Annotated in this window: 12 protein-coding genes; 9 read left to right on the forward strand and 3 right to left on the reverse strand. The window is 76.1% G+C overall.

From position 1 onward, the window contains the following. Positions 1-63 precede the first annotated feature (63 nt). Positions 64-2,919, forward strand: a complete 2,856-nt coding sequence (locus BLW63_RS16685; protein ID WP_091158660.1) for a DEAD/DEAH box helicase — start codon at positions 64-66, stop codon at positions 2,917-2,919. Between the two features lie 29 nt (positions 2,920-2,948). Then, a complete protein-coding gene (locus BLW63_RS16690; RefSeq protein ID WP_091158663.1) occupies positions 2,949-3,593 on the forward strand; it encodes a DUF4333 domain-containing protein in 645 nt (214 codons plus the stop codon). Between the two features lie 3 nt (positions 3,594-3,596). Here BLW63_RS16690 and BLW63_RS16695 read toward each other — a convergent pair whose 3' ends face one another. Further along, complete coding sequence (locus BLW63_RS16695) at positions 3,597-4,514, reverse strand: 5'-3' exonuclease (protein ID WP_091158666.1); 918 nt, start codon at positions 4,512-4,514, stop codon at positions 3,597-3,599. Between the two features lie 67 nt (positions 4,515-4,581). Here BLW63_RS16695 and BLW63_RS16700 point away from each other — a divergent pair, with 67 nt between their 5' ends. The 4 genes from BLW63_RS16700 to BLW63_RS16715 are packed head-to-tail and all read left to right on the forward strand — an operon-like array spanning position 4,582 to position 8,872. Continuing rightward, on the forward strand, positions 4,582-5,739 hold the full coding sequence (locus tag BLW63_RS16700) for a M24 family metallopeptidase (protein WP_244522630.1): 1,158 nt from the start codon (positions 4,582-4,584) through the stop codon (positions 5,737-5,739). After that, the gene (locus BLW63_RS16705; protein ID WP_091158669.1) at positions 5,714-6,199 is read left to right on the forward strand and encodes an Lrp/AsnC family transcriptional regulator; all 486 of its coding nucleotides are present in this window, start codon (positions 5,714-5,716) and stop codon (positions 6,197-6,199) included. The genes BLW63_RS16700 and BLW63_RS16705 overlap by 26 nt, the downstream gene beginning before the upstream one ends. Positions 6,200-6,208: 9 nt before the next feature. Next, the gene (locus tag BLW63_RS16710; protein WP_091158672.1) at positions 6,209-6,685 is read left to right on the forward strand and encodes a nitroreductase/quinone reductase family protein; all 477 of its coding nucleotides are present in this window, start codon (positions 6,209-6,211) and stop codon (positions 6,683-6,685) included. Positions 6,686-6,721: 36 nt separating this feature from the next. Beyond that, on the forward strand, positions 6,722-8,872 hold the full coding sequence (locus BLW63_RS16715) for an intein-containing Rv2578c family radical SAM protein (RefSeq protein ID WP_244522631.1): 2,151 nt from the start codon (positions 6,722-6,724) through the stop codon (positions 8,870-8,872). Between the two features lie 119 nt (positions 8,873-8,991). On the opposite strand, the gene BLW63_RS16720 is transcribed toward BLW63_RS16715, so the two are convergent. Further along, on the reverse strand, positions 8,992-9,849 hold the full coding sequence (locus BLW63_RS16720) for a hypothetical protein (protein WP_091158675.1): 858 nt from the start codon (positions 9,847-9,849) through the stop codon (positions 8,992-8,994). Positions 9,850-9,974: 125 nt separating this feature from the next. Between BLW63_RS16720 and BLW63_RS16725 the strand changes: the two genes are divergently transcribed. Both BLW63_RS16725 and BLW63_RS16730 read left to right on the forward strand, forming a co-directional pair. Continuing rightward, a complete protein-coding gene (locus tag BLW63_RS16725; RefSeq protein WP_091158678.1) occupies positions 9,975-11,153 on the forward strand; it encodes a carboxylate-amine ligase in 1,179 nt (392 codons plus the stop codon). A gap of 22 nt (positions 11,154-11,175) precedes the next feature. Continuing rightward, complete coding sequence (locus BLW63_RS16730; RefSeq protein WP_091158682.1) at positions 11,176-12,033, forward strand: lysophospholipid acyltransferase family protein; 858 nt, start codon at positions 11,176-11,178, stop codon at positions 12,031-12,033. A gap of 125 nt (positions 12,034-12,158) precedes the next feature. Here BLW63_RS16730 and BLW63_RS16735 read toward each other — a convergent pair whose 3' ends face one another. Continuing rightward, positions 12,159-12,689 (reverse strand): GNAT family N-acetyltransferase, encoded by a 531-nt coding sequence (locus BLW63_RS16735; protein ID WP_091158684.1) that lies wholly within the window; start codon positions 12,687-12,689, stop codon positions 12,159-12,161. A 127-nt stretch (positions 12,690-12,816) separates the two neighbouring features. Here BLW63_RS16735 and BLW63_RS16740 point away from each other — a divergent pair, with 127 nt between their 5' ends. Then, a complete protein-coding gene (locus BLW63_RS16740; RefSeq protein WP_091158686.1) occupies positions 12,817-14,340 on the forward strand; it encodes an amidohydrolase in 1,524 nt (507 codons plus the stop codon). Positions 14,341-14,680 lie beyond the last annotated feature (340 nt).

A 14,680-nucleotide genomic window follows, 5' to 3' on the forward strand; every position in this document is an offset into this window, starting at 1 on the left:
CCTAACACTGGCCCCAACAGGGTCGGCCGCGCCGCGGAACGGCAACGCGCCTAACGTGGAGACATGTCCAGCCCCGCTGAGCGGTACGCGGCTGCCCGGCGGCGCGGCGCCCACCCTGCTCTGGCCGACTTCACCGTGGAGCTCGGCTTCTCCCTCGACCCGTTCCAGGTGGAGGCCTGCGAGGCCCTCGACGAGGGCGCCGGCGTCCTCGTGTGCGCGCCCACCGGCGCCGGCAAGACGGTCGTGGGGGAGTTCGCCGTCCACAAGGCGCTGGCCGAGGGGCGCAAGGCCTTCTACACGACGCCGATCAAGGCGCTGTCCAACCAGAAGTACAACGACCTGGTCGACCGCTACGGCGCCGACCGGGTCGGCCTGCTGACCGGTGACAACGCGGTCAACGGCGACGCGCCCGTGGTCGTGATGACCACCGAGGTGCTGCGCAACATGCTGTACGCCGAGTCGCCGGCGATCGACGGCCTGGGCTACGTGGTCATGGACGAGGTGCACTACCTCGCCGACCGCTTCCGCGGCGCGGTGTGGGAGGAGGTGATCATCCACCTCCCGCAGTCGGTGACCCTGGTGTCGCTGTCGGCGACGGTGAGCAACGCCGAGGAGTTCGCCGACTGGCTGGTCACCGTGCGCGGCCACACGAGGGTCGTGGTCAGCGAGGTGCGGCCGATCCCGCTGTGGCAGCACATGCTGGTCGGCAACCGGGTGTTCGACCTGTTCAGCCTGCGCCCGGCCGCGCACGCCGCCGAGCAGGGCGACGACCCGCGGGGGCTGTCCACCCGGGAGCGCGGCGCCAGCGTCGTCGACCCGGAGCTCGTCCGCTACGTCCGCGAGCACGAGCGGCGGCTCGACACCTGGGGCGGCGGCAACGGCGGCTCGCGCCGCGAGCGGGACTGGCACAAGCCGCGCTACCGCCCGCCGGCCCGGCCCGACGTCGTCGAGCGGCTGGACCGCAACGGGCTGCTGCCGGCGATCACCTTCGTGTTCAGCCGCAACGGCTGCGACGCCGCGGTCGACCAGTGCCTGCGGTCGGGGCTGCGGCTCACCGACGAGCACGAGCGCGCGGAGATCGCCGCGATCATCGACGAGCGCACCGGCTCGCTGCCGGAGGAGGACCTGCACGTCCTCGGTTTCTGGGAGTGGCGGGAGGGGCTGCTGGCCGGGCTGGCCGCGCACCACGCCGGGCTGGTCCCGGCGTTCAAGGAGACCGTCGAGGAGTGTTTCGTCCGCGGCCTGGTCAAGGCCGTGTTCGCCACCGAGACCCTCGCCCTGGGCATCAACATGCCGGCGCGGACCGTCGTCCTCGAGCGGCTGGTCAAGTGGAACGGCGAGGCGCACGTCGACGTCACGCCGGGGGAGTACACCCAGCTCACCGGCCGGGCCGGCCGCCGCGGCATCGACGTCGAGGGGCACGCCGTCGTCGTCTGGGCACCGGGCATGGACCCCTCGGTCGTCGCCGGGCTGGCCAGCACCCGCACCTACCCGCTGCGCTCCAGCTTCCGGCCCAGCTACAACATGGCCGTCAACCTGGTCAGCTCCTTCGGCCGGGCCCGCGCCCGCGAGCTGCTGGCCTCCTCGTTCGCCCAGTTCCAGGCCGACCGGTCGGTCGTGGGGCTGGCCCGCGCCGCGGCCCGCCACGAGCGGGACGCCGAGCGCTGGGCCGCCGAGATGCACTCCGAGGGCGGCGACGTCGCCGGGTACGCGCGGCTGCGCCAGGAGATCGCCGAGCGGGAGAAGGAGCTGTCCCGCGACTCGGCGGCCAAGCGCCGGCTGGAGGCCTCCGACGCCCTGGCCGCGCTGCGCCCCGGTGACGTCATCCGGGTGCCGTCGGGACGGCGGCAGGGGCTGGCCGTCGTCCTCGACCCCGGGGTGACCGACCTGGCCGAGCCGCGCCCGCTGGTGCTCACCGAGGACAAGTGGGCCGGGCGCCTGGGCGCGGTGGACTTCCCGACCCCGGTGACCGCCCTGGCCCGCGTCCGGGTGCCCAAGAACTTCAACCACCGCAGCCCGCACGCCCGCCGGGACCTCGCCGCCACCCTGCGCAACGCCCGGGTAGAGCACGACCTCGGCGCGCGGCGGGTCCGGCAGCGCTCGGCGGCCGCCGACGACCCGGTGCTGCACGACCTGCGCCGGGCGCTGCGGGCCCACCCGGTGCACGCGCTCCCCGACCGCGAGGAGCGGGTCCGGGCGGCCGAGCGCTGGCTGCGGGCGACCCGCGAGGCCGAGGCCACCCACCGGCGGATGGCCGAGCGCACCGGCTCGCTCACCCGCCAGTTCGACCGCACCTGCGACGTCCTGGAGGAGCTGGGCTACCTGGTGCCCGACCCGGCGGCCCCGCCCGTGGCCGAGGGGGAGGACCCGGTCGACCACGAGGTCGCCGACGTCAGCCCGGTGGCCACCGAGGACGGCCGGCGGCTGGCGCGCGTCTGGTCGGAAGCCGACCTGCTCGTCGCCGAGTGCCTGCGCTCGGGGGTGTGGCGCGGCCTCACCCCGGCCGAGCTGGCCGCCGCGGTGTCGACGCTGGTGTTCGAGGCGCGCCGGGAGATGCCCGGTCAGCCGGCGGTCCCGGCCGGGAAGGTGGCCGCGGCGATCGCGGAGATGCGGCGGATCCGCTCGCGGCTGCAGGACGTCGAGCTCGACCACGGCGTCCCGGCGAGCCGCGACCTGGACCTCGGCTTCGCCTGGGCGGCGTACCGCTGGGCCGACGGGCAGAGCCTCGACCGCGTCCTGGCCGGCGCCGAGCAGGCCGGCACGGAGCTCTCCGGCGGGGACTTCGTGCGCTGGGCCCGCCAGCTGCTCGACCTGCTCGACCAGCTGGCCAAGGTCGCGGACGGCGGCCTCGCCACGACCGCCCGGGCGGCGGTGGAGCGGGTGCGGCGAGGCGTGGTGGCGGTCGCGGTCGGCGGCTGACCCGGTCCCCGTGGCACGATCTGTCGACGATGACCAACCCCCCGCAGGGCGGCCCACCGCCGGGTGAGCCCGGCCGGTCGCAGCCGCAGCAGCCGTGGTCCCCGCAGCCGGGCCCGCCGCCGCCCGGTGGGTACCCGCCGCCGTGGCCGCAGCAGCCCGGGCCCTGGGGTCCGCCGCCCGGCCCCTACGGCCAGCCGCCGCAGGGCCAGCCCCCGTACGGGCAGCCCTACGGGCCGCCGGCACCGCAGCACGGCCAGCCCTGGGGTCCGCAGCCTCCCGGCCAGCCGCCGTACTGGGGAGGTCAGCCGCAGTACGGGACCCCGCAGCCCGGCCAGCCGTGGGGACCCCCGCCGTACGGGCCGCCGCCCCGCCGGTCGCGCAGGGGGCTGGTGGCGGGCATCGTCGTCCCCGCGGTGCTCCTGCTGCTCGCCGTCGTGCTCGCCCGCGTCTTCGCCGACACCGTGCTCGACACCGGGCGGGTCGAGGACGACGTCGCCGCGCAGTTCGAGGAGGTCGAGGGCGTGGCGGTCGACCTGTCCTGCGACGACGAGATGCAGGTCGAGCAGGGCGCGGAGTACGAGTGCACCGGCACGACGGCCTACGGCGAGGAGGTCAGCCTGCGCATCCTCATCACCGATGAGACCACCGCCGCCTACACCTGGGAAGAGGTCTGAGGCTCAGCTCAGCGCGTCCTCCGGCCAGCCCAGCGCGGCGCCCAGCCGCTTGAGCGAGGACCCGATGCCGTGGGCGGCGGCCAGGGCCGCCAGCGCGTCGGGGTCGGCCGGACGGCGGGGGAGCGTGCCCTCCACGGGCGGCAGGTCGATGTCCCGGGCGACGGCCACGACCACCGGGGCGGCGTCGAGGTAGTCCGCCCCGGCGTGCAGCCGCTTGAGGACGGCGGCGGTGAGCGGCGGCTTCGGGACGACGGTGCGCGCGGCGGCCGCCCGGATGCCGGCCAGGTCGCCGAACTCGGTGATCAGCGCCGCGGCGGTCTTGGCGCCGACGCCGGTCACCCCGGGCAGCCCGTCGCTCGGGTCGCCGCGGAGCACCGCGAAGTCGGCGTAGGCACGGCCCGGGATGCCGTACTTCGCGGTCACCGCCGCCTCGTCGACCAGCTCGAGGTCGGTGATGCCGCGGGCGGTGTAGAGGACGCGCACGCCGCGCTCGTCGTCCACCAGCTGGAAGAGGTCGCGGTCGCCGGTCACGACGTCGACCGGGCCGCGGGCGCGGGTGGCCAGCGTGCCGATGACGTCGTCGGCCTCGTAGCCGGGGGCGCCGACCCGCGCCAGCCCTGCGGCGGCGAGCACCTCCACCAGCACGGGCACCTGCGGGCCGAGCTCCTCGGGGGTCTCCTCGCCGCCGTCGGGGGAGAGCCGGTGGGCCTTGTAGGAGGGCAGCGCCGCGACGCGGAAGGCCGGCCGCCAGTCGTCGTCCCAGCAGGCGACCAGCCGGTCGGGGGCGTGGGCGGTGACCAGCCGGGCGGTCATGTCCAGGAAGCCGCGGACCGCGTTGACCGGGCGCCCGTCCGGCGAGGTGACGCTGGTGGGCACCCCGTAGAACGCCCGGAAGTAGAGGCTGGCCGCGTCGAGCAGCATCGTCGTCACGACTCGGGACGGTAACGGCCAGAGGTGACCGTCGTATCCGCTGGTTAGGCTGCGATTCGTGCCTCCCCCGACCGCCGCTCCGACCGCCGATGGGCCGCTGGTGACGCTCGACCGCGTGCACGCCGCGCGGGAGGTCGCCGCGGAGAGCGGGGTCGACCTGCTCGTCGTCACGCCGGGCTCGGACCTGCGCTACCTCTGCGGCTACGACGCCCACGCGATGGAGCGGCTGACCGCGCTGGCGGTGCCGCGGCGCGGTGAGCCGTTCCTCGTCGTCCCCCGGCTGGAGGCGCCGATGGTCGACGCCGGCCCGGCCGGTGCGCTGGGCCTGGAGGTGCTGGCCTGGGACGAGACCGACGACCCGTTCGCGCTGCTGGCCCGCACCGCGGCGGCCCGGCTGGGCGCCGCGCCGGCGCGGGTGGCCGTGGGCGACCGCACCTGGGCGCTGCACGCGCTCGGCGTCGCCGGTGCGCTGTCCGGGGCGGCGCTGGAGCTGGCGGGCCCCGTCATCGACCGGCTGCGGAGGGTCAAGACGCCGGCCGAGGTCGCCGAGCTCGCCGCGGCCGGCGCGGCGATCGACCGGGTGCACGCCCGCATGGGGGAGTGGCTGCGGGTCGGGCGCACCGAGGCCGCGGTGGGCGCCGACATCGCCGCGGCGATCCTGGCCGAGGGCCACGTGTCGGTGGACTTCACCATCGTCGGGTCCGGGCCCAACGGGGCCAGCCCGCACCACGAGCTCTCCGACCGCGTGGTGGCCGACGGCGACGTCGTCGTGGTCGACATCGGCGGGGAGACGGCCACCGGCTACCGGTCGGACTGCACCCGCACCTACGCCGTCGGCCGCGCCCCCGGCGCCGACGTCGCCGAGTGGTACGCGGTCCTGCAGGAGGCGCAGCGCGCCTCGACGGCCGCGGTCCGGCCCGGGGTCACGTGCGAGCAGGTGGACGCCGCCGCCCGCGACGTCATCGCCGCCGCCGGGTGGGGCGAGTACTTCATCCACCGCACCGGGCACGGCATCGGCCTGGACACCCACGAGGCGCCCTACATCGTCGCGGGCAACGACCTGCCGCTGGAGCCGGGGATGGCGTTCTCCGTCGAGCCGGGGATCTACCTGCCCGGCCGCTGCGGCGCCCGCATCGAGGACATCGTCGTCTGCACCGACGACGGCGTCACCGCGCTCAACGAGGGCCCGCGTGAGCTCGTCGTCCTCCCCGGCTGACCACGGCGGCGGGCCGCTCACCTCCGGCGACGTCGACCGCGCGCTGCTGGCCGCGCTGGCCCGGGACGGGCGCGCCAGCTACACCGAGCTGGCCGAGCGGGTGGGCCTGTCGGTGTCGGCGGTGCACCAGCGGGTGCGCCGGCTCGAGCAGCGCGGGCTGATCACCGGCTACCACGCCAAGCTCGACGCCGGGTCGCTCGGCCTGGGGCTGACGGCGTTCGTCGCGATCACCCCGACCGACGCCGCCTCGCCGGACGAGGCGCCCTCCCTGCTCGCGCACCTGCCCGAGATCGAGGCCTGCCACTCGGTGGCGGGGGTGGAGAGCTACCTGCTGAAGGTGCGGACGTCGTCCCCCGACGCACTCGAGGCGCTGCTGCGGACGATCCGGCAGACCGCCAAGGTCACCACCCGGACGACGGTGGTGCTCTCCACCTTCTACGAGGACCGCCCGCCGCTCTAGCCTGCCGTCGTGTCCACCGGGTCGGCGCTGACCAACCGGCTGGCCGACCCGGTGCTGCGCCGCCTGCTGCGTTCCCGGCTCGGCCGCCGACCGGGGGGACGGCTGGGCGTGGTGCGGTACCACGGCCGGCGCACCGGCCGGCCGCACGAAGTGGTAACGCAGTACGTCCGGGACGGTGCCACGGTGTGGGTGCTGGTCGGGGCCGCGGACCGCACGACGTGGTGGTGGAACCTGCGCACCCCCGCCGAGGTGGACCTGTGGCTGGCCGGCGAGCGGGTGCGGGCCCGGGCGGTCGCGATCGAGGGCGCGCAGCAAGCCGCCGCGGCGGCCGCGGGGTTGGGCGTCTACCTGGCGGCCGTGCCGCGGGCCGCGTCGGCGGTGGGCGTACCACCCGGCGCCGGGCCCGCCGCGCTCGCGCAGGCCGCCCGGCGGGCGGTGCTCGTCCGGGCCGACGTCGTCGACCCGCCGCGGGGCCCGGCCGCCTGACGCGCCGGCTCGACACGTGGTCGAACGTGTGTTCGGATGGCGGTCATGCGGTGGGACGCGCAGCGGCTGGATGCCGAGGACCCGGCGGCGCTGCCGGGCATGCCGACAGTGCGCGGCCTGCTGCGCAGCGTCCAGGTGCCGGAGTTCCCCGGGCTGACCTTCCACGAGGTGCGCAGCAAGAGCGCGCTCAACGAGGTGCCTGCCGACTCGGCGGTGCCGTTCCGCTGGACGATCAACCCCTACCGGGGCTGCTCGCATGCCTGCGTTTACTGCCTACGGGGCGACACGCTCGTCCTGATGGCCGACGGCCGTCGGAAGGCGATCGTGGACCTGCGGGTGGGCGACCGGATCGTCGGGACCGAGCGCCGTGGCACCTACCGGCACTACGTGACGACCGAGGTGCTGGCGCAGTGGTCGACGGTCAAGCGCGCGTACCGTGTGCGTCTCGCCGACGGCACGGAGTTGGTCGCCAGCGGCGACCACCGCTTCCTCACTGGCCGTGGCTGGAAGCACATCACCGGGGCGATGGCAGGGCGGGAACGCCGACCACACCTGACGACCAACGACGAACTGCTCGGGCTCGGCCAGTCGGCGGAGTCGCTCGAGCCCTGTGCGGACTACCGCCGCGGCTACCTGAGCGGCATGGTCCGCGGGGACGCGCATCTGAAGGCGTACCGCTACCAGCGGGTCGGCCGACGTCACGGCGACGTGCACCGTTTCCGCCTCGCTCTGGCCGACGTCGAGGCGCTGGACCGGGCCCAGGACTACCTCGCCGCCGAGGGAGTGCACACGGACCGCTTCCTCTTCGCGCCGGCGTCCGAGGAACGACGGGCCATGACGGCGATCCGGACCTCCGCCGCCACGTCGGTCGCCCGGATCGAGCAGCTCGTGGCGTGGCCGGCGGTCAGCTCGGATGCCTGGCGGCGGGGTTTCCTCGCTGGCGTGTTCGACGCCGAGGGCAGCCGGAGCCAGCACGTCCTCCGCGTGAGCAACGCCGACGACGACATGCTCGACCGGACGAGAGCAGCGTTCACCATCCTCGGTTTCGACGCCGTGATCGAGGACCGAGGCCTGGCCAACCGTGTCGGGACGGTCAGACTGCGCGGTGGTCTGCGGGAGCACCTCCGGTTCATCCACCTCGTCGACCCGGCGATCCGTCGCAAGTGCTCGCTCAACGGCATCGCGGTCAAGAGCGACGCCGACCTCCGCGTGGTGGAGGTGCAGGACCTGGGGCTCGAGGTGCCGATGTACGACATCACCACCGGCACCGGGGACTTCGTCGCGAATGGCGTGGTCAGCCACAACTGCTTCGCCCGCGGCACGCACCAGTGGCTGGAGCTGGACACCGGTCAGGACTTCGACAGCCAGGTCGTCGTCAAGACGAACCTGGTCGACGTGCTCCGCCGCGAGCTGTCCCGGCGATCGTGGCAGCGCGAGCACGTGGCGCTGGGCACCAACACCGACCCCTACCAGCGGGCCGAGGGCCGCTATCGGTTGATGCCCGGGGTCATCTCGGCGCTGGCCGGCTCCGGCACGCCCTTCTCCATCCTGACGAAAGGCACGCTGCTGCGGCGGGACCTGCCGCTGCTGGCGGCCGCGGCCCGTGACGTCCCGATCGGGCTGGGCGTCTCGCTGGCCATCTGGGACGACGAGCTGCACGCCTCGCTCGAGCCCGGCGTGCCGAGCCCGCGGGCGCGGCTGGACCTGGTGCGGGCGATCGCCGACGCCGGACTGTCCTGCGGTGTCTTCCTCGCCCCGGTGCTGCCCGGCCTCACCGACCGGGTGGCCGACCTCGACGCCGCGGTGGAGGCGATCGCCGAGGCCGGCGCGACCGGCGTCACCGTCGTCCCGCTGCACCTGCGCCCCGGCGCCCGGGAGTGGTTCTCCGCTTGGCTCGCCCGCGAGCACCCGGCACTGGTGCCGCGCTACCAGCAGCTCTACCGCCGCGGGGCGGTGGCGGCGCCGGAGTACCGCAGCTGGCTCGAGCAGCGGGTCGCGCCGCTGCTGGCCCGCCACGGGCTCGACCGGCCGGCCGGGGAAGGGGCTCGCGGGGCCGGCGGCCCGGCCGGCACCTCCGGCGACGGGGACAAGGACTTCCCGGCAGGGAGCCTGCCGGCGACCCGGGTGGGGGCCGGCCCGACGTGCACTCGCACCGAGCCGGTGGCCGAGCAGCTGCCGCTGCTCTGACGCGGCCCCGTCGCGGAGCGCGGGCCGACCTGCGCCACGCACTACCGTTATCCCCAACAATGCAATCAACTTCGACAACAGAAAGACAAACAACAACGGGGGAGAGGGGTCCGGTCCCTTCAGGACCGGTGGCCTTCGGCCTCCCGCGCCGCCCGGGCGGCACTGCGCTTGGCGCGCACCGCGCCGCGTGGGGCCACCGGCTCGGCGCCGCCGGCCAGGGCGAGCCGGCGGTAGGAGTCGTAGGACAGGGTCAGGTACTGCACCGCGAGCGCCTCGGCCCACTCGCGCCGCGACGGGGGAGCGGTCATCCGCAGCTGCTGCGCGGTCCGGACGGCGTGCTTGGCGAAGGTCACCTGCAGCGCCTGCGTCGACAGCTGGGCGCCCACGGCGGAGGCGAGGCCCGGCCCGCGACGCAGGGCGGGGAGCACCCAGGGGCTGTCGGCCAGTGCGGGGAACCGGGCGCGGCAGGACTCCCAGGCGTGCCACGCGGTCAGCGCGCCGGGCACGGACCACTCGCCGTCCTCGGTGCGGACGACGACGCGTCGCGCCGTCGGGTGCACCTGGTCGCGGCGCAGCGAGCGGAACTGGCCGACGGTCCCGGGCCAGCCGAGGGCCAGCGCGCACCACGCCACGGTGCGCAGGTGTTCGGGGTCCTCGCTCCTGATCTGCGAGAGCGGCCGGAGTTCCAGGGTCTGCGGGTCGGGCTCCGGCGTCCGCACCGTCGGCAGCGCGATCCCGCCGTAGCGGGCCACCTTGCTGTAGAGGGCGACGGTGGCCGGCTTCCAGTCGCGGGCCGCGACGATGGGGTCCATGCCCTCTTCGACGAGGGAGTCCGGCCCCATGCCGACCTCGAGCGCGGCGTCGATCAGCCGGCGCCACTGGGCCTCGTAGCCGGGTGGGACGGGCAGCCGCCGCCACGCCCGCTCGGGTGGCGGTGCCGGCATCGCCGGGAGTGGTGGTGCCCACCGGTCGGTCATGTGTTCAGTCTACCGTTATGCCCAACAAAAGCAACACAATTGCATATTCATCGGCGCCTGCGGCGCCAGGGCACCAACGCAACACCCCCTCGCCGTTCGCCGCGCGGCACCGCAGCAGGCTGGCGATGCTGGTCGGCGTGCGGACGGTGGGTGTCGAGGAGGAGCTGCTGGTCGTCGACCCCTCGGGGCGACCGGTCCCGCTCGGCCCCGCCGCGCTCGAGGTGGCGGCCCGCCGCGGCGAGGGCGAGACGGTCGACGAGCACGACCGCGCCGAGCGGGAGGACGGCGACACCGCTGCGGTCGACGACCCCGCCGCCCGGCTGGTGCCCGAGCTCAAAACCCAGCAGCTGGAGTTCGGCACGCGCGTCTGCACCGCCCTGGACGACGTCGCCGCCGACCTGGAGCACTGGCGGGAGCGGGCGGACGCCGCGGCCCGCGGGGTCGGCGCCCGGGTGGCCGCGCTGGCCAGCTCGCCGGTCCGGGTCGAGCCGCAATCCACGCCGGGGGAGCGGTACACGCAGATGGCCGAGACCTTCGGCCTGACCGCGGCCGAGCAGCTGACCTGCGGCTGCCACGTGCACGTCGCCGTGGAAGACGACGAGGAGGGCGTCGGGGTCCTCAACCGGATCCGCGTGTGGCTCCCGGTGCTGACCGCGCTGACCGCCAACTCGCCGTTCTGGTTGGGCCGGGACAGCGGGCACGCCAGCTACCGCGCCCAGGCGTGGAACCGCTGGCCGTCGTCCGGGCCCAACGAGCTGTTCGCCGACGCCGCCGCCTACCACCGGCTGATCGCGGAGCTGATCGCGACGGAGACGATCGTCGACAGCGGGATGGTGTACTTCGACGCCCGGCTGTCCGAGCGGTGGCCCACCGTCGAGGTGCGCGTCGCCGACGTCGCGCTGCGCGCCGCAGACGCCGTCACGCTGGCCGGGCTGGTGCGCGGCCTGGTCGACACCGCCGCGGGGGAGTGGCGGGCCGGGGTGGCCGCGCCTGCCGTCCGCACCGAGGTGGTGCGCCTGGCCGCCTGGCGGGCCAGCCGCTCGGGGCTGACCGGGGACCTCGTGCACCCCGCCACCGGCCGTCCCGCGCCGGCCGCGGAGGTCGTGGCCGCGCTGCTCAAGCACGTGCGCCCGGCGCTGGCGGCCGCCGGTGACGAGTGGCGCGTGGCCGACGGGGTGGCCGCGGTGCTCGACCGGGGCACGGGAGCCGACCTGCAGCGCCGCGTGTTCGCGGAGACCGGCGACCTGACCGCGGTGGTGCGCGCCGCCGTCGAGGTGACGCACGCCCGACCCGGCGGCGGGTGAGGTCGGCGGTTATCGTCCCGCCATGTACACCGCCAGCTGGCGCGACGTCGTCCGCCGGGACCTCTTCGGTCCCCGCCCGGACCGCCGTGATCGCCCCTACCGGCTCGTCATCCGGTTCGCGCTGCTGGTGTTCCGGCTGCTGCGCTTCCGCTTCGACGTCCGCGGCGCCGAGCACGTGCCGGCGTCGGGCGGCGCGGTGATCTGCAGCAACCACGTCAGCTACCTCGACTTCACCTTCCTCGGCCTGGCGGCGCTGCAGCAGCACCGGCTGGTGCGCTTCATGGCCAAGATCTCGGTGTTCGCCAACCGCGTCTCCGGGCCGTTCATGCGGGCGATGCACCACATCCCGGTCGACCGGAAGGCGGGTGCCGCCGCGTTCGACCGCGCCGTCCGGGCGCTCAAGGACGGCGAGGTGGTCGGCGTCTTCCCCGAGGCGACGATCAGCAGCAGCTTCCGGCTCAAGGAGCTCAAGGCCGGCGCCGCGCGCATGGCGATCGACGCCGCCGTCCCGGTCCTCCCCGCGGCGGTCTGGGGCGGCCAGCGGTCGTTCACCAAGCACCACCCGATCGACCTCCGGCGGGGCGTGGCGGTGACCGTCGTCCTCGGGGAGCCGATCCGCCCGGAGCCGGGGGAGGCGCCCCGCGAGCTGCTGCAGCGCATCCGCGCTGCGATGGAGACGCTGCTGGACGACGCACAGCGGACCTACCCCCAGCCGCCGGCCGGGCCCGAGGACCTGTGGTGGCAGCCGGCCCACCTGGGCGGCACCGCACCGACGCTGGAGGAGGCCGCGCGGCTGGACCACAGCGACGTCCGGGGCACCCGCCCCCAGGGCAACCGCCTGGCGCGGGCCCGGAGGATGCTGCGCCGCCGCGCGCGCTGAAGGGCGGACTCCTGCCGGGTCCCGCAGGCCCCGTCCAGAGGCTCGTTCCGAGCCTGCGAGGGGCGAGGGGGACGGGGCCCCTTCTCCGAACGGAGGGGGGCAGGGGGTCCTTCAGGGGTCCCCCTTCAGTCGACGACGACCGGCGCCATGAGCCGGAAGGCGTCGAGCTCGACGTCGTACCAGCGGCGCATCCGGCCCAGCGGGGTCATCCCCAGCCGGGTGCACACCGCCACCGACGCGGTGTTGCCCGGCCGGACGACGGCGTAGACCTCCGGCAGCCCCGCCTCGAACCCCCGGTCGACCACCGCCCGGGCGGCCTCGGTGGCGTAGCCGTGCCCCCAGCTGTCCGGGTGCAGGTGCCAGCCGACCTCCACCTCGCCCACGCCGTGGGGCAGCGGCTTGAGCAGCACCGTGCCGGCCACCGTGGCGGTGCCGGCGAGCTCGACCGCCCAGACCCCGAAACGGTCGTCGGACCGGGCCACCGCGCGCCACCGGGCCACCAGCTCGACCGGCGGGACCGACGGCGTGCCGCCGAGCCAGCGGGTGACTTCCGGCCGGCCGTAGAGGTCCACCAGGCGGGCCAGGTCGTCGCGGCGGGTGGTCCAGGCGCGCAGCCGCAGCCGGGCGGTGCGCAGGTCCCCGCCGGCGGCCGTCACGCCGTCCTGCCTACCGCTGGAGCGGGTGCGCGGCCACCGGACGGGACCCCCCGCGGGGACGGCGCGCGGGCGCCGTGGTGTCCTTCCCCGGGCGCGGCCGGCGCCCCCCGCGACGAAGGGACGGGACGTGACCGAACGCCTGCTGGTCACCGACGTGACGGTCGGCGACCGCGCCGGCCGGGCGGTGCTGGTGGAGGACGGCCGGATCGTCTGGCTGGGAGGCGCGGCCGACGCGCCGGCCGGCGCCCGGACGGTCGCGGGGGAGGGGGCGCTGCTCACCCCGGCGTTCGTCGACGCCCACGTGCACGCGACGGCGACCGGTCTGGCGCTCACCGGTCTCGACCTCCACTCGAGCTCGAGCCTCGCCGAGGCCGTCGCGTCGCTGCGGGCGTACGCCGCGGTCGCGGCCGCCGGTGTCCTGCTCGGCACCGGCTGGGACGAGACGGGCTGGCCGGAGGGGCGTGCGCCGACCCGGGCGGACGTCGACGCCGTCGTCGGCGACCGGCCGGCCTACCTGGCCCGGGTCGACGTGCACTCCGCCACCGTCTCCACCGCGCTGCTGGACCGGGTCCCGGGGATCGCCGACCTGCCCGGCTTCTCCCCGGACGGGCAGCTGCGCCTGGACGCCCACCACGCGGCCCGGCGGGCGGCCTACGGCGCGGTGGACCGCGGCCAGCGCGGTGCCGCGCAGCGCGCCACCCGCGCGGCCGCGGCGGCCCTGGGCGTCGGCAGCCTGCACGAGATGGCCGGCCCCGAGGTCTCCGGCGCCGAGGACCTGGCCGGGCTGCTGGCGATCGCCGCCGCCGAACCCGGCCCCCGCGTGGTGGGCTACTGGGGGGAGCTCGCCGAACGGGGCGGTCTGGACCTGGTGCGCGAGCTGGGCCTGGCCGGCGCCGGGGGCGACCTGTTCTGCGACGGCGCCCTGGGCTCGCACACCGCCGCGCTGCACCGGCCCTACAGCGACCGACCCGGGACCGCCGGGCACCTGCGCTTCGAGACGGCGTCCCTGGTCGACCACCTCCGCGCCTGCACCCGCGCGGGCGTGCAGGCCGGCTTCCACGTCATCGGGGACGCCGCCGTCGACCAGGTCCTCGACGCGGTCGGCGCGGTGGTCGACGAGCTGGGACCGGCGGCGGTCCGGGCCTGCCGGCACCGCCTCGAGCACGTCGAGATGGTGTCCCCGGCGGCGGTGGGGCGGCTGCGCGACTGGGGGCTGGTCGCCAGCGTGCAGCCGGCCTTCGACGCGGCCTGGGGTGGGGACGCCGGCATGTACGCCGAGCGCCTGGGGGTGGACCGGGCCCGGGGCACCAACCCGTTCGCCGACCTCGCGGACGCCGGGGTGGCGCTCGCCCTGGGCAGCGACGCCCCGGTGACCCCGCTGGACCCGTGGGGCGGGGTGCACGCGGCGGTCGACCACCGCACGCCGGGGTCGGGGCTGCGGCCCTTCGACGCGTTCGACGCGGCCACGCACGGCGGCTGGCACGCGGTCCGCGCGGAGCACCCGCAGGGGCCGCTGGCGGTGGGCGCGCCCGCCGACCTGGCGCTGTGGGCGACGACGGAGACGCTGTCGGGGGTGCTCGCCGGGCGGGCTCGGCCGGCCTGCCGCCAGCTGCTGGTGGCCGGCGTCCCGGTCGGGGGCTCCGCCGGGTAGGTCACCAACGGGTCCCGGTCCGTTCCACCGCCCGCGCAGTCGGCGGACTACCGCGCCCCGGTCCTTACAGTGGCTGTAGTTGGACCTCGGGGGCTCCCGACGGAGGTCCGCCCGGCCCCGCACGCCCGGACGACGACCCGCCGCTCGCCGCCAGTGACCGGCCGGACGGCCCCGGGTGCGCCGTCCGGGCCGCGGACCGCCGCCGGCGCGCCCCAGGGCCGACACGGACGGAGGACCCCGGACGCGGGCATCGGCGGGTCCGTGTCGGGATGGGATGCTGGGTCGCGGACCGCCGGCGCCCACGCCGGTGGGCGCGACCCCGTCCGACCGGCTCGGGGCA

Origin of the sequence: Geodermatophilus africanus (genome assembly GCF_900107105.1) — a bacterium.
GTDB classification, from domain to species: Bacteria; Actinomycetota; Actinomycetes; order Mycobacteriales; family Geodermatophilaceae; genus Geodermatophilus; species Geodermatophilus africanus.

Excerpts from the sequence above, each read along its gene's own strand:
- BLW63_RS16720 (WP_091158675.1), bottom strand. The coding sequence starts at position 9,849 with ATGACCGACCGGTGGGCACCACCACTCCCGGCGATGCCGGCACCGCCA.
- BLW63_RS16725 (WP_091158678.1), top strand. The coding sequence starts at position 9,975 with ATGCTGGTCGGCGTGCGGACGGTGGGTGTCGAGGAGGAGCTGCTGGTC.
- BLW63_RS16690 (WP_091158663.1), top strand. The coding sequence starts at position 2,949 with ATGACCAACCCCCCGCAGGGCGGCCCACCGCCGGGTGAGCCCGGCCGG.
- BLW63_RS16730 (WP_091158682.1), top strand. The coding sequence starts at position 11,176 with ATGTACACCGCCAGCTGGCGCGACGTCGTCCGCCGGGACCTCTTCGGT.
- BLW63_RS16715 (WP_244522631.1), top strand. The coding sequence starts at position 6,722 with ATGGCGGTCATGCGGTGGGACGCGCAGCGGCTGGATGCCGAGGACCCG.
- BLW63_RS16685 (WP_091158660.1), top strand. The coding sequence starts at position 64 with ATGTCCAGCCCCGCTGAGCGGTACGCGGCTGCCCGGCGGCGCGGCGCC.
- BLW63_RS16695 (WP_091158666.1), bottom strand. The coding sequence starts at position 4,514 with ATGCTGCTCGACGCGGCCAGCCTCTACTTCCGGGCGTTCTACGGGGTG.